Below are 15,043 nucleotides of genomic sequence, written 5' to 3' on the forward strand. Positions count from 1 at the left end.
AGGGCTGTCATACAAGCATCACCAAAGCTTCATGGCGATGACACCGGGGCTACATAGCCTGACTTTGCACAACACGGCTGCATAAAGAAAGTCGATCGACTGCCACCCAAGACGGGTGACCAGCCCGCACGGAGATTCGCCATGACCCAGATCGCCCACATCCGCGACACCGGCAATGAACGTCGCCTGCAAGCCGAACGCCTGGTAGGTGCCGACGCGCTGCAGGAAGCCCAGGCTCTGCGCTTCAACGTGTTCAGCGGCGAATTCAACGCCAAGCTGAAAGGCGCGGAGTGGGGTCTGGACATGGATGACTACGACGTTCACTGCGCCCACATCGGGGTGCGCGACCTGAACACCGGCCGCCTGGTGGCGACTACCCGCTTGCTTGACCACCAGGCCGCGAGCAGCCTGGGCAGGTTCTACAGCGAAGAAGAGTTCAGCCTGCATGGCCTGGTCCACTTGCAGGGCCCGATTCTGGAAATCGGGCGCACCTGCGTCGATCCCGCCTATCGCAACGGCGGCACCATCGCCGTGCTCTGGGGTGAGCTGGCCGAAGTGTTGAACCAGGGCGGCTATAGCTACCTGATGGGCTGTGCCAGCATCCCGATGCAGGATGGCGGAATCCAGGCCCATGCGATCATGCAGCGCCTGCGCGAGCGCTACCTGTGCACCGAACACCTGCGTGCCGAGCCGAAAAAGCCGCTGCCGGCGCTGGCCATTCCCTCCAACGTCATCGCCGAAATGCCACCGCTGCTCAAGGCGTACATGCGCCTGGGCGCGAAGATTTGCGGCGAGCCCTGCTGGGATGAAGATTTCCAGGTGGCCGACGTATTTATCCTGCTCAAGCGCGATGAACTCTGCCCGCGTTACGCCAAGCACTTCAAGGCGGCCATGTGATGAGCCGGTTGAGGGTGTACGCACGAATCGCACGAGTGCTGGTGGTGGTAACGCTGGGGTTGAGCATGGCTGGCGTGTTCGGGTTGTTCGAGCGCCTGGGCATCGCGCACTCCATGGCGCGCCGCCAGCGCTGGTCGCGTTTCTTCATGGCGCGCCTGGCCAATGCCCTGCCCTTTCGTGTGACCGTCCACGGCGAACTGCCGCAGCAACCGATGCTCTGGGTCAGCAATCACGTGTCCTGGACAGACATTCCGCTGCTGGGCATGCTCACCCCGCTGTCGTTCCTGTCCAAGGCCGAGGTGCGCACCTGGCCGGTGGCGGGCTGGCTGGCGGCCAAGGCCGGCAGCCTGTTCATTCGTCGTGGTTCGGGCGACAGCCAGTTGATCCGCAAGCAAATGGCCCGTCATCTGCAGCAGGCCCATCCCCTGTTGATGTTCCCGGAAGGCACCACCACCGATGGCCGCTCGCTGCGCACCTTCCATGGTCGCCTGCTATCCGCGGCGATTGATTCCCAGGTGAAGCTGCAACCGGTGGCGATTCGTTATCTGCGCGGGGGTGAGCTGGATTCGCTGGCGCCTTTTATTGGCGACGATGACTTGCTGTCGCACCTGATGCGCCTGTTCGGCGATGAGCGCGGTGATGTGGAAATTCATCTGCTCAAGCCAATCGCTTGTGAAGGCCGGGAACGCGCGGCGCTGGCGTTCGATGCGCAGCAGGCGGTGCAGAAGGCATTGTTTGGGGCGATTCCGGAACAGCAGCAAAGGCCGATGCGCCCTGCTATAGCTGCCTGACACCATTCCCCGAAAACAACAAATCTCCTGTGGGAGCGAGCCTGCTCGCGATAGCGGTGTATCAGTCGACAACTCTGTTGGCTGACAGACCGCAATCGCGAGCAGGCTCGCTCCCGCAGGATCTCCCCCAGGTCTATTTTGCTGGATGGTTCTGCACAAAGAGCTGAAGCTGAGGGTAGAACAACCGGAAATCCTCGCTCAGCGGCTCATACAGCACCCGCAACTCCTGCATCGCCCCGGCCAGTTCCTCCGGCCGGGTCAGCCGCCGCGAAATCCCGCGCAGCACCTGCTCCAGCACATCGAACTGGCGATAAGACCCCAACCAGTCATTGGCCATCATGTGCGGCGCAATCCTCGCCAGGCGTTCCGGCAGTTGCCGCTCACAGGCCAGCACCCGGTACACATCCGAAGTGAACCGTTCCAGCGGCTGCTCGGCATACAGGCCCCAGTCCCGCGCCAGGCAGTGATCGAAAAACACATCGAGGACGATCCCGGCGTAACGCCGGCGAGTCAGGGAAAAACGCGACAACGATACATCGACCAACGGATGCCGGTCGGTAAATACGTCAATGCTGCGATGCAGCTGGATGGCCGCCTCGACCTCCGGATCAAATTGCCCCTGCAGCCGCCCTTTGACGAAATCGCCATACAGGCTGCCGAGCAATTGACCGGGGCGCTGCCCACCAAGGTGCAGATGTGCGAGATAATTCATGTCGCCAGCTTAGCACTGCGCACCCGAATCGTTACAGCCAACGTATCGTTATAACTCGATATAGCGAATTATGTGGTCGTGAGACCAAAATCATATTTGTGTATCGCGAAATAGCGATTTAAAGTTCGCATCATCGCGATATAGCGTTTTACTCATCACGAGCCCATACCATGCCTATTAATCTCGACGAAATAATAAAAGCCCTGGCACACCCAGTCCGGCGAGAAATCCTGCACTGGTTGAAAGACCCGACCCTCGAATTCCCCGACCAGACCCACAGCAACGAGCACGGAGTCTGCGCCGGACAAATCGATCAACGCTGTGGCCTGTCGCAATCCACAGTCTCCGCGCACCTGGCCACCCTGCAACGCGCCGGCCTGATCAGCAGCCGCAAAGTTGGTCAATGGCACTTTTTCAAACGCAACGAGGAAACCATCCAGGAATTCCTCAGCACCTTCAGTAAAGAGCTCTGACCCTTTCAGTCAGCCAGCCCACAAGGAATCAACATGCCCCTCTCGCTCCTCATCCTGGCCTTGAGCGCCTTCGCCATCGGTACCACCGAGTTCGTCATCATGGGCCTGTTGCCCGATGTGGCGGCCGACCTCGGCGTGTCGATTCCTGGCGCGGGCTGGTTGGTGACCGGTTACGCACTGGGCGTGGCCATCGGTGCGCCGTTCATGGCACTGGCCACCGCCAAACTGCCGCGCAAGGCCGCCCTGGTAGCGTTGATGGGCATTTTCATCATCGGCAATCTGCTTTGCGCGCTGGCCAGTGACTACAACGTGCTGATGTTCGCCCGTGTCGTGACGGCGCTTTGCCACGGCGCCTTCTTCGGCATCGGCTCGGTGGTGGCGGCAGGCCTGGTTCCGGCTAACAAGCGCGCATCCGCCGTGGCCCTGATGTTCACCGGCCTGACCTTGGCCAACGTCCTCGGCGTGCCACTGGGCACCGCCCTCGGCCAGGAAGCCGGCTGGCGCTCGACCTTCTGGGCAGTAACCGTCATTGGCGTGATTGCGCTGATCGGCCTGATTCGGTTCCTGCCCGCCAAGCGGGATGAAGAGAAACTCGACATGCGCGCCGAATTGCGGGCACTCAAGGGCGCCGGCATCTGGTTGTCCCTGAGCATGACCGCGCTGTTCGCCGCCTCGATGTTCACCTTGTTCACCTATGTCGCGCCGCTGCTCGGCGACGTTACCGGGGTCTCGCCCAAGGGCGTTACCTGGACCCTGCTGTTGATTGGCCTGGGCCTGACCGTGGGCAACATCATCGGCGGCAAGCTGGCGGACAAGCGACTGGCAGCGACCCTGACTGGCGTTTTCATCTCGATGGCCGTGGTCTCCACCGTATTGACCTGGACCAGCGGGGCGCTGATCCCGACCGAAATCACCCTGTTCCTCTGGGCCACCGCATCGTTCGCCGCCGTCCCGGCGTTGCAGATCAACGTGGTGACCTTCGGCAAGGCGGCACCGAACCTGGTGTCGACCCTGAACATCGGCGCATTCAACGTCGGCAACGCACTGGGCGCCTGGGTCGGCGGCAGCGTTATCGCCCACGGCTTCGGCCTGACCCGCGTGCCATTGGCGGCCGCTGCCCTGGCAGTCCTCGCCCTGCTGGTGACGCTGATTACTTTCCGCCAGAGCGGCAATGCCGAACTGGCCCCTGCTACCCATTGATCTGCCACGAGGTTTGTATTTCATGACGACTATTTTCGATCCGATCAAACTGGGCGACGTCGAACTCGCCAACCGCATCATCATGGCGCCATTGACCCGCTGCCGCGCCGACGAAGGCCGGGTGCCGAATGCGCTCATGGCCGAGTACTACGTACAACGGGCCTCGGCTGGCCTGATCCTCAGCGAGGCCACCTCGGTCACGCCGATGGGTGTCGGCTACCCGGATACCCCGGGTATCTGGTCCAACGACCAGGTACGCGGCTGGAGCAACGTAACCAAGGCCATCCACGGCGCGGGCGGCAAGATCTTCCTGCAACTGTGGCACGTCGGCCGGGTCTCTCACGAGTCGTACCTGAACGGTGAGCTGCCTGTCGCACCAAGCGCCATTCAGCCAAAAGGCCACGTCAGCCTGGTGCGCCCTCTGGCCGACTACCCGACCCCACGCGCCCTGGAAACCGCTGAAATCGCCGACATCGTCGACGCCTACCGCACGGGTGCCGAAAACGCCAAGGCCGCCGGTTTCGACGGCGTGGAAATCCACGGCGCCAACGGCTACCTGCTTGACCAGTTCCTCCAAAGCAGCACCAACCAGCGCACCGACCACTACGGTGGCTCCCTGGAAAACCGCGCCCGCCTGTTGCTGGAAGTGACCGACGCCGCCATCGAAGTCTGGGGCGCCGGCCGCGTGGGCGTGCACCTGGCGCCTCGCGCCGACTCCCACGACATGGGCGATGACAACCTGGCGGAGACTTTTACCTACGTCGCTCGAGAGCTGGGCAAACGCGGCATCGCGTTCATCTGCTCCCGGGAAAAAGAAGGCGCCGACAGCCTCGGCCCACAACTGAAAGAAGCATTCGGCGGCCCGTACATCGCCAACGAACGTTTCACCAAAGACAGCGCCAACGCCTGGCTGGCGGCTGGCAAGGCTGACGCAGTAGCCTTCGGCGTGCCGTTCATTGCCAACCCGGACTTGCCGGCCCGCTTGAAGGCTGATGCGCCGTTGAACGAGCCGCGTCCGGAACTGTTTTACGCTAAAGGTCCAGTGGGCTACATCGACTATCCGGTGCTGTAAAACCGAACAGCAATACGCACTACAACAAAGCCTCGTCTCGAAAGAGCCGGGGCTTTGTATTACTGGTGTCTTGACCTTCAGGCAGTGAGGGTATTGGCGCGCTGACGGCTAGACCCGTTAGATCAATTGACACAAATCTCCTACAAAATACGCACCCCGCTACCTGTCCACCTGGCGGCTCTACGTATATAAAGCAGTCTGCGGGCGCTGGTCCCTTGACATCGCTGCCGCTACTTACGCATTTTGTTTCATTTGCGCAGGCTGGGACTGAAGCGCAGCATATCCAACCCTGTATCGGCCCAGCGCTCGGCCTCGGCGTGCAGCTCAAAGCTGTCCGGTGCCAGCAGCCACTGATACAGAATGCCGTCAATGTAGGCATGCAGGCTTATGGCGGCACGGACGGTGTCGAGGTCTGCCGGCAATTGCCCACGGTTGACTGCGTTACGCAAGGCGAGGCCGATCCGCACGTTGCAGTCCAGGCTGGCGGCCTGACGCTGCTGACGCAGGTCGCACATTTCATCGGTGAATTCGCACTTGTGAAACAGGATCTCATTGAGACGCCGGGTTTTCGGGTCCTGGGCAATCTGATGAAACAAATGAATCAGCAGCTTGCGCATGCAGCCCAGGGGGTCGGGTTCGTCCTCGCTCTCGCTGGCCTTGGCCATGTCATCCAGTGGTTCGTGCAAGCTATCGAGCATCGCCTGCACCACATCGGCCTTGTTGCTGAAATGCCAATAGATGGCCCCGCGAGTGACGCCGGCCAGGGTCGCGATATCGGCCAGTGTCGTGCGCGCCACACCCCGCTCGTAGAAGGCTTTTTCTGCCGCTTCGAGTATCTGGTTACGGGTTTCCTGGGCTTCCTCTTTGGTACGACGGACCATGGCAGTACAACCTCGATCAGGATGCTTCAGCAGTCTGAACATCCACTGAATAAAATTGCAGCGAGCGCTCTTGGGACTCGTCTGCGGCCTACAATTCAAACCTTCGCGGAGCATTTGTAACGGGATAAGTACAACGCCAAAGGTATTTACAAACAACCATGAACGTAAGTATATTCCTTAGCAAGCTACTTATCCACTCAGCGCACATTTTTTACCTTTCACACTTTCTAGTGCGCACCTAGCGCGCCTGACCCGAGGATTTTCATGCAATTCAAGCCAGCTGTTACCGCTCTGGTCACTGCCGTCGCCCTTGCATCGCTGCTCAGCGGATGTAAAAAGGAAGAGGCGGCCCCCGCCGCACCACCCCCTCAGGTCGGCGTCGTGACGCTGCATGCACAATCGTTCACCCTGACTTCCGAGCTTCCGGGTCGTACCAGTGCGTTCCGCATTGCCGAAGTCCGCCCGCAGGTCAACGGCATCATTCTCAAGCGCCTGTTCAAGGAAGGCGGCGACGTCAAGGCCGGCCAGCAGCTGTACCAGATCGATCCGGCCGTCTATGAAGCCACGCTGAAAAGCGCCGAAGCCAACCTGCAGCAGACCAAGTCGATTTCCGACCGCTACAAGCTGCTGGTGAAAGAGCAGGCCGTGAGCCGTCAGGAATACGACACGGCGCTGGCCAACCGCATGCAGGCGGAAGCTTCGGTGCAGACTGCCCAGATCAATGTGCGCTACACCAAAGTCTACGCGCCTATCAGCGGTCGAATCGGTCGCTCCAACGTGACCGAAGGTGCCCTGGTCACCAATGGCCAGGCCGAGGCCTTGGCGGTGATCCAGCAACTCGATCCGATCTATGTCGACGTGACCCAGTCGTCCGTGGAGCTGCTGGAACTGCGCCGTGAACTGGAAAGCGGGCGCCTGCAAAAGGCCGGTGACACCGCCGCGGCGGTCAAGCTGACCCTTGAAGACGGCAGCCAGTACAAGCTGGACGGTAAACTTGAGTTCTCCGAAGTCTCGGTAGACCAGACCACCGGTTCCGTGACGTTGCGCGCCGTGTTCCCCAACCCTGACCACACCCTCCTGCCCGGCATGTTCGTTCACGCTCAGCTGCAGGCCGGTGTGAACAGCGCAGCGATCCTGGCACCCCAGCAAGGCGTGACTCGTGACCTCAAGGGCGCGCCAACGGCACTGGTCGTGGGCCCGGACAACAAGGTCGAGCTGCGCCAGCTCAAGGCCAGTCGCACCGTGGGCAGCCAGTGGCTGATCGAAGATGGCCTGAAGGCGGGCGATCGACTGATCACCGAAGGGCTGCAGTACGTCAAACCTGGTGTCGAAGTCAAAGCCACTGAAGCGACTAACGTAGGCACCAAGAACCCGGTCCCCGCACAGGCAGCTGACAAGGCTTCCAGCGGCAAAGGGGAGTAACCCATGTCCAGATTTTTTATCGACCGTCCGATTTTCGCCTGGGTAATTGCCCTGGTGATCATGCTGGTCGGGGCACTATCGATCCTCAAACTCCCGATCAACCAATACCCGAGCATTGCGCCACCGGCCATTGCGATCCAGGTAACCTACCCAGGCGCGTCCGCACAAACCGTGCAGGACACCGTGGTCCAGGTGATCGAGCAACAGCTCAACGGTATCGATAACCTGCGTTATGTCTCCTCGGAAAGTAACTCCGACGGCAGCATGACCATTACCGCGACCTTCGAGCAGGGTACCAACTCCGATACCGCCCAGGTCCAGGTGCAGAACAAGCTGAACCTGGCCACCCCGCTGCTGCCGCAAGAAGTGCAGCAACAGGGGATCCGCGTAACCAAGGCGGTGAAAAACTTCCTGTTGGTCATCGGTGTGGTGTCGCGTGACGGCAGCATGAACAAGGACGACCTGTCCAACTACATCGTGTCCAACATGCAGGATCCGATCTCGCGGACCGCCGGTGTCGGTGACTTCCAGGTCTTCGGTTCCCAGTACGCCATGCGCGTCTGGCTCGATCCGGCCAAGTTGAACAACTTCAACCTGACCCCGGTAGACGTCAAGGCGGCCATCGCGGCGCAGAACATCCAGGTGTCCTCCGGCCAACTGGGCGGCTTGCCTGCTGCACCTGACCAGCAGCTGAACGCTACCATCATCGGCAAAACCCGCCTGCAGACCGCCGAGCAGTTCAACAAGATCCTGCTCAAGGTCAACAAGGACGGCTCGCAAGTGCGTCTGTCCGATGTCGCGGATGTGGGTCTGGGCGGTGAGAACTACAGCATCAACGCTCAGTTCAACGGCGCACCGGCTTCCGGCCTGGCGGTGAAACTGGCCAACGGTGCCAACGCCCTCGACACTGCCAAGGCACTGCGCAACACCATCGAAACCCTCAAGCCCTTCTTCCCGCAAGGAATGGAAGTGGTGTTCCCGTACGACACCACGCCAGTGGTGACCGAATCGATCAAGGGTGTGGTTGAAACCCTGGTCGAAGCGATCGTGCTGGTGTTCCTGGTGATGTTCCTGTTCCTGCAGAATTTCCGCGCCACGGTCATCACCACGATGACGGTGCCGGTGGTACTGCTGGGTACCTTCGGGATTCTCGCGGCGTTCGGTTTCAGCATCAACACCCTGACCATGTTCGGCATGGTGCTGGCCATCGGCTTGCTGGTGGACGATGCCATCGTTGTGGTGGAAAACGTCGAACGGGTCATGAGTGAAGAAGGCCTGTCACCCAAGGAGGCCACCAAGAAATCCATGGGGCAGATCCAGGGTGCACTGGTGGGTATCGCCTTGGTGCTCTCGGCGGTACTGCTGCCAATGGCGTTCTTCAGCGGTTCTACCGGGGTGATCTACAAGCAATTCTCGATCACGATCGTCTCGGCCATGGCCCTGTCGGTACTGGTTGCCCTGATCTTCACGCCGGCGCTTTGCGCAACCATGCTCAAGGCGATTCCGAAAGGCGAACATGGCACCCCGAAACGCGGCTTCTTTGGCTGGTTCAACCGCAGTTTCGACCGCGGCGTCAAAAGCTACGAGCGCGGCGTTGGCAACATGCTCACGCACAAGGCCCCTTACCTGCTGGCCTACGTGATCATCGTGGTCGGCATGATCTGGTTGTTCACCCGCATTCCAACGGCGTTCCTTCCGGAAGAAGACCAGGGCGTACTCTTCGCCCAGGTGCAGACCCCGGCCGGCTCCAGCGCCCAGCGGACCCAGGTGGTGATCGACGAAATGCGCGAATTCCTGCTGCGGCCGTCCAAGGACGGCGGCGAAGGCGATGCGGTGGCCTCGGTGTTTACCGTGAACGGCTTCAACTTCGCCGGTCGCGGCCAGAGTTCGGGCTTGGCCTTTATCATGCTCAAACCCTGGGGCGAGCGAAACGCCGATAACAGCGTATTCAACCTGGCCGCCCGGGCCCAAAAGCATTTCTTCTCGTTCCGTGACGCCATGGTGTTCGCCTTCGCGCCACCTGCGGTACTGGAGCTGGGCAACGCCACGGGCTTTGACGTATTCCTCCAGGACCGTGCCGGCATCGGCCACGAAAAACTGATGGAAGCGCGCAACCAGTTCCTCGGCATGGCCGCGCAGAGCAAGGTGCTGTCGCAGGTACGTCCCAACGGCCTGAACGACGAACCGCAATACCAGCTGGAAATCGATGACGAGAAGGCCAGTGCCCTGGGCCTCACGCTCAGCGACATCAACACCACCCTGTCGATTGCCTTGGGCAGTAGCTACGTCAACGACTTCATCGACCGCGGTCGGGTGAAGAAGGTGTACGTGCAAGGCCAGCCTGATTCGCGGATGAGCCCCGAAGACATCAAGAAATGGTACGTGCGTAACTCCGAAGGAACCATGGTGCCGTTCTCGGCCTTCGCCAAGGGCAAGTGGATCTACGGCGCACCTAAGCTGTCGCGTTATAACGGTGTAGAGGCGATGGAAATTCTCGGAGCCCCGGCGCCGGGTTATTCCACCGGTGAGGCCATGGCCGAAGTCGAAGCGCTGGCGAAGAAACTCCCGGCGGGTGTAGGGATTTCCTGGACCGGCCTGTCGTACGAGGAACGTCTGTCCGGCTCGCAGGCTCCGGCGCTGTACGCGTTATCGCTGCTGATGGTGTTCCTGTGCCTGGCGGCTCTGTACGAAAGCTGGTCGATTCCGATTGCGGTGATGCTGGTAGTACCTTTGGGGATCATCGGGGCACTGCTGGCGACCAGTCTGCGCGGGCTGTCCAACGACGTTTACTTCCAGGTGGGCCTGTTGACGACTATCGGCCTGGCGGCGAAAAACGCCATCCTGATCGTTGAATTCGCCAAGGAACTGCACGAGCAGGGCAAGAGCCTGCGAGAGGCTGCGATCGAAGCCTGCCGCATGCGTTTGCGCCCGATCATCATGACCTCGCTGGCCTTTGTCCTGGGCGTAGTGCCCCTGGCGATTTCCACTGGTGCCGGCTCAGGTAGCCAACATGCCATCGGTACAGGCGTTATTGGCGGTATGATCACGGCCACGGTCCTGGCGATTTTCTGGGTACCACTGTTCTTCGTTACCGTGTCGTCCATTGGTCAGCGCAAAAAAACCGACCCGGATGACACTACTGAAACTCCTAAAGAGGCTGGCCAATGAGCAAGTCGCTACTCTCCCTGGCAGTCGCCGCGTTCGTACTTGGTGGCTGCTCGCTGATACCCGATTATCAGCAGCCTGAAGCACCGGTGGCGAGCCAGTACCCGCAAGGGCCGGCTTATTCGCCGGCCCAGGCGCCAGGTCAGGCCGCTGCTGAACAGGGCTGGAAGCAGTTTTTCCATGACCCGGTCCTGCAACAGCTGATCCAGGTGGCCCTGGAAAACAACCGTGACCTGCGAGTCGCCGCATTGAACATCGACGCCTTTGCCGCGCAGTACCGCATCCAGCGTGCGGACCTGTTCCCGGCGGTGTCGGCCAATGGCACTGGCAGCCGCCAGCGAGTTCCGGCCAACGCTTCGCAAACCGGCGAGGCAGGGATCACCAGTTCCTACTCGGCTACGGTCGGCATCAGCGCTTACGAACTCGACCTGTTCGGTCGTGTTCGCAGCCTGAGTGAAGAAGCCCTGCAACAGTACTTCGCCACTGAAGAAGGCCGTCGCAGCACGCAAATCAGCCTGGTGGCCAACGTGGCCAACGCCTACCTGACCTGGCAAGCCGACAAGGAACTGCTCAAGGTGACCCAGGACACCCTTGGTGCGTTCGAGGAGAGCTACAAGCTCACTTCGCGCAGCAACGAAGTGGGCGTCGCCTCGGCACTGGACCTGGCGCAGTCGCGCACCTCGGTGGAAAACGCCCGGGCGCAACTGGCCAAGTACACCCGCCAGGTCGCGCAGGATGAAAACAGCCTGGTGCTGCTGCTCGGTACCGGCCTGCCGGCGAACCTGCAGCCCACCCGGCCCCTGGCTGACGACTTGCTGAGCGATGTACCGCCAGGCCTGCCGTCGGACTTGCTGCAACGGCGCCCGGACATCCTCCAGGCCGAGCGCAACCTCAAGGCCGCCAACGCCAACATCGGCGCCGCGCGGGCTGCGTTCTTCCCGAGCATCAGCCTGACAGCCAATGCCGGTTCCCTGAGTCCGGACCTGTCCGGCCTGTTCAAGGGCGGCTCGGGCGCCTGGTTGTTCCAGCCGCAGATCAACCTGCCGATCTTCAACGCCGGCAGCCTGCGTGCCAGCCTGGATTACTCGAAAATCCAGAAAGACATTGGCGTGGCGAACTACGAGAAGTCCATTCAAACGGCCTTCCAGGAAGTCGCCGACGGCCTGGCAGCGCGCCAGACCTACACCCAGCAGCTGCAGGCGCAGCGTGATTTCGTCACCGCCAACCAGGACTACTACCGTCTGGCCGAGCGACGTTATCGCATTGGTGTCGACAGCAACCTGACCTTCCTCGATGCCCAGCGCCAGTTGTTCAGCGCCCAGCAGGTACTGATCACCGATCGTCTGGCCCAACTGGTCAGCGCAGTCAATCTGTACAAGGCACTGGGTGGTGGCTGGAATGCGCAAACCGCGCAAAACGAGCCGGTGAAAGAAGAAGCGCCGAAACTGAAGTTGTTCTGATAGCGCTTTTCGCAATATCGAAGCCCACCTTACCGGTGGGCTTTTTGTTGGGCTTCAGGACCAACAGATCGCAGCCTTCGGCAGCTCCTACAGGCATTCGCGCACACCTGTAGGAGCTGCCGAAGGCTGCGATCTGTTGATCTTTTATAGTTCGATAATCGCCCAAAACCCTCAGCTACAGATTGAACTATCTAGTACATTCCGCGCACCATTCGCTCCACAAAACCAATAACCTCCAGGTTCGACCATGTCTCAGCGCCCTGCCCTGTCCGGCTGAATCCGTTTCTCTACTTCCACGATACGCATCTTCAACTGCAGCCTCAGGTTGCGGCATCACCCGTTGCATCCCCAATAAATAGAGAGACCCCTACCCATGACGCCTCCCACTGCGCACTACTTATATCCCAGCCTGATCGCCTTTGCCCTGGCCGCCGCAGCTGGCACCGCGGCCGCCGAGGAGTCGGGTTTCGTCGAGGGCGCCAAGGTCAATCTGAACCTGCGCAATTTCTACATCAACCGTAACTTTACCAACCCGACCAAGACCCAGGGCAAGGCTGAAGAGTGGACGCAGAGTTTTATCCTGGATGCGAAATCCGGGTTCACCCAAGGCACCGTCGGGCTAGGCATGGATGTGCTGGGGCTGTACTCGGTGAAGCTCGATGGCGGCAAGGGCACCGGCGGGACTCAGCTTTTACCTCTGGATCAGGACGGCCGTCCGGCCGATAACTTCGGTCGCACCAACGTGGCGTTCAAGGCGAAGCTGTCGCAAACCGAAGTCAAAGTCGGCGAATGGATGCCCGTGCTGCCGGTCCTGCGTTCGGACGACGGCCGATCCCTGCCGCAAACCTTCAGGGGCGGCCAGATCACTTCCAGGGAGTGGGCTGGGCTGACGCTGTACGGTGGGCAGTTCCGCGCCAATAGTCCGCGCGACGACAGCAGCATGAGCGACATGTCGATGACCGGGAAGCCGTCTTTCACCTCGGACAGATTCAACTTCCAGGGCGGCGAATATGTGTTCAACGATAAACGCACCCAGCTTGCGCTGTGGAACGCCGAGTTGAAGGACATCTACAGCCAGCAGTTCATCAATGTGATCCATAGCCAGCCCTTGGGCGACTGGACACTGGGCGCCAACCTGGGCTTTTTCTACGGCAAGGACGACGGTAGCGCTCGCGCCGGCGAGCTGGACAACAAGACCTGGTCCGGCCTGTTCTCGGCGAAGTATGGCGGCCATACTTTCTATCTGGGCCTGCAGCAACTCACCGGCGACAGCGCCTGGATGCGGGTCAACGGTACCAGCGGCGGTACGCTGGCCAACGACAGTTACAACTCGAGCTACGACAATGCCCGGGAGAAATCCTGGCAACTGCGCCACGACTACAACTTCGTCGCTGTCGGCATTCCCGGGTTGACCTTGATGAACCGCTACATCAGTGGCAGCAACGTCCATACCGGCACGATCACTGATGGCAAGGAATGGGGTCGCGAAAGCGAACTGGGCTACACCGTGCAGAGCGGTGCGCTGAAGGACTTGAACGTCAGATGGCGCAATTCGACCATGCGCCGGGACTACAGCAATAACGAGTTCGATGAGAACCGGTTGATCATCAGCTACCCGATCAGTCTGTTGTAAGCCTCACCAGCGTTATCGCGGGCAAGCCCGCTCCCACAGGTTTATGTCTTGCGAATGTTTGGGGAATGACACAAAACCTTTGGGAGCGGGCTTGCCCGCGATGGCCTCAGTTCAGGCAACAAAAATCATAAATCACTCCCGGGACTCAACGCCCAGTTCGTCCCACACTGACTCGGCCAGGTGGAAAGTCGCATTGGCAGCCGGGATACCGCAGTAGATCGCGCTCTGCATGATCACTTCCTTGATCTCGCCACGGCTCACCCCGTTATTGGCGGCTGCGCGAAGGTGCAATTTGAGTTCTTCATTGCGATTCATGCCGATCAGCATCGCGATGGTGATCAGGCTGCGGGTATGACGTGGCAGGCCTGGGCGGGTCCAGATGTCGCCCCAGGCATGGCGCGTGATCATTTCCTGGAACTCCGAGTTGAACTCGGTCAGGGCGTTCAGGCTGCGATCGACATGGGCGTCGCCGAGAACCGCACGGCGAACTTTCAGCCCCTCATCGTAACGTTGTTGTTCGTCCACGAAACTCCCCCTTATCGAGCTGACAGGAACGCCACGACGCGCTCGCTGAATGCTGCGCCGGCCTGGACGTTGGACAGGTGGGCGGCATGGAACTCGGCGTATTCGGCGCCGGCCACGTGCTCCTGAATGAAGTGACTACCCGCTGGCGGCGTGACCGCATCTCCAGAGCCTGCAATGACCAGCAGCGGCACCTTGATCGAGCCCAGTTGATCACGGAAATCGGCATCACGCACCGCAGCGCAATTGGCGGCATAACCTTCAGGCGAAGTGGCTGCGAGCATGTCGGTAATGCGGCTGGCGACAGCAGGATTGGCCGAGGCGAAGTCCGGGGTGAACCAGCGCGCAATCGACGCATCCCGCAGGGCGACCATGGCCGCTGCACCATCACGCAGGACGGTTTCAATGCGCGGGTTCCACACCGACGGATCACCGATTTTCGCTGCGGTGTTGCACACCACCAGCTTGAGCAGGCGATCACCGGCATTGATCCCCAACCACTGGCCGATCAAACCGCCCATCGACAGGCCACAAAAATGCGCGCGCTCGATGTTCAGGGCATCGAGCAGCGCCAGGACGTCGTGCCCCAGTTGCTCAATGCTGTACGGGCCCGGCGTCACCAGGGATTTCCCGTGACCTCGGGTATCGAACCGCAGTACCCGGAAGTGCTCGGTGAACGCGGCCATCTGCGCGTCCCACATATGCAGGTCGGTGCCCAGCGAGTTGGAGAGCACCAGCACCGGCGCATCCTGCGGTCCGTCGAGTTGGTAATGCAGTTCGCCCTCGGCGAGTTGTACAAAAGCCACAGCAATCTC

General features: G+C 60.6%; 13 protein-coding genes. 9 read left to right on the forward strand and 4 right to left on the reverse strand.

The features are described 5' to 3' along the window. Nucleotides 1-141 precede the first annotated feature (141 nt). Nucleotides 142-897: an L-ornithine N(alpha)-acyltransferase gene (gene olsB / locus IMW75_RS15175; RefSeq protein WP_045061028.1), complete on the forward strand. Its 756-nt coding sequence runs from the start codon at nt 142-144 to the stop codon at nt 895-897. Next, nucleotides 897-1,688 (forward strand): lysophospholipid acyltransferase family protein, encoded by a 792-nt coding sequence (locus IMW75_RS15180; RefSeq protein WP_045061029.1) that lies wholly within the window; start codon nt 897-899, stop codon nt 1,686-1,688. The genes olsB and IMW75_RS15180 overlap by 1 nt, the downstream gene beginning before the upstream one ends. A 133-nt stretch (nt 1,689-1,821) precedes the next feature. Here the strand turns inward: IMW75_RS15180 and IMW75_RS15185 are convergent, their stop codons facing one another. Continuing rightward, nucleotides 1,822-2,400 carry an acyl carrier protein phosphodiesterase gene (locus IMW75_RS15185; protein ID WP_205893085.1) on the reverse strand — a complete coding sequence of 193 codons (579 nt, stop codon included), beginning with the start codon at nt 2,398-2,400 and terminating at the stop codon, nt 1,822-1,824. Nucleotides 2,401-2,570: 170 nt separating this feature from the next. Here IMW75_RS15185 and IMW75_RS15190 point away from each other — a divergent pair, with 170 nt between their 5' ends. The 3 genes from IMW75_RS15190 to IMW75_RS15200 are packed head-to-tail and all read left to right on the forward strand — an operon-like array spanning nt 2,571 to nt 5,145. Beyond that, on the forward strand, nt 2,571-2,873 hold the full coding sequence (locus IMW75_RS15190) for an ArsR/SmtB family transcription factor (protein WP_045061031.1): 303 nt from the start codon (nt 2,571-2,573) through the stop codon (nt 2,871-2,873). A gap of 33 nt (nt 2,874-2,906) precedes the next feature. Then, entirely contained in the window at nt 2,907-4,073 is a 1,167-nt protein-coding gene (locus IMW75_RS15195; RefSeq protein ID WP_205893086.1) for an MFS transporter, read from the forward strand. A gap of 22 nt (nt 4,074-4,095) precedes the next feature. After that, nucleotides 4,096-5,145, forward strand: a complete 1,050-nt coding sequence (locus IMW75_RS15200) for an alkene reductase (RefSeq protein WP_205893087.1) — start codon at nt 4,096-4,098, stop codon at nt 5,143-5,145. Between the two features lie 248 nt (nt 5,146-5,393). Here IMW75_RS15200 and emhR read toward each other — a convergent pair whose 3' ends face one another. After that, nucleotides 5,394-6,026: a TetR family transcriptional regulator gene (gene emhR / locus IMW75_RS15205; protein ID WP_205893088.1), complete on the reverse strand. Its 633-nt coding sequence runs from the start codon at nt 6,024-6,026 to the stop codon at nt 5,394-5,396. 264 nt (nt 6,027-6,290) lie between these two features. Between emhR and IMW75_RS15210 the strand changes: the two genes are divergently transcribed. From IMW75_RS15210 to IMW75_RS15225, 4 genes are all read left to right on the forward strand, one after another. Beyond that, nucleotides 6,291-7,448: an efflux RND transporter periplasmic adaptor subunit gene (locus tag IMW75_RS15210; protein ID WP_205893089.1), complete on the forward strand. Its 1,158-nt coding sequence runs from the start codon at nt 6,291-6,293 to the stop codon at nt 7,446-7,448. Nucleotides 7,449-7,451: 3 nt separating this feature from the next. Further along, a complete protein-coding gene (gene emhB, locus IMW75_RS15215) occupies nt 7,452-10,616 on the forward strand; it encodes an efflux RND transporter permease subunit (RefSeq protein ID WP_205893090.1) in 3,165 nt (1,054 codons plus the stop codon). Beyond that, nucleotides 10,613-12,073: an AdeC/AdeK/OprM family multidrug efflux complex outer membrane factor gene (emhC, locus tag IMW75_RS15220; protein ID WP_205893091.1), complete on the forward strand. Its 1,461-nt coding sequence runs from the start codon at nt 10,613-10,615 to the stop codon at nt 12,071-12,073. Before emhB ends, emhC begins: the two co-directional genes overlap by 4 nt. Before the next feature lie 373 nt (nt 12,074-12,446). Further along, the gene (locus IMW75_RS15225) at nt 12,447-13,706 is read left to right on the forward strand and encodes an OprD family porin (RefSeq protein ID WP_205893092.1); all 1,260 of its coding nucleotides are present in this window, start codon (nt 12,447-12,449) and stop codon (nt 13,704-13,706) included. A gap of 132 nt (nt 13,707-13,838) precedes the next feature. On the opposite strand, the gene pcaC is transcribed toward IMW75_RS15225, so the two are convergent. Next, nucleotides 13,839-14,231 (reverse strand): 4-carboxymuconolactone decarboxylase, encoded by a 393-nt coding sequence (gene pcaC, locus IMW75_RS15230; RefSeq protein WP_045061037.1) that lies wholly within the window; start codon nt 14,229-14,231, stop codon nt 13,839-13,841. 11 nt (nt 14,232-14,242) lie between these two features. After that, on the reverse strand, nt 14,243-15,034 hold the full coding sequence (gene pcaD / locus IMW75_RS15235; protein ID WP_205893093.1) for a 3-oxoadipate enol-lactonase: 792 nt from the start codon (nt 15,032-15,034) through the stop codon (nt 14,243-14,245). Nucleotides 15,035-15,043: the final 9 nt, after the last annotated feature.

It is taken from the genome of Pseudomonas gregormendelii (assembly GCF_017114825.1).
Classification (GTDB): Bacteria; Pseudomonadota; Gammaproteobacteria; order Pseudomonadales; family Pseudomonadaceae; genus Aquipseudomonas; species Aquipseudomonas gregormendelii.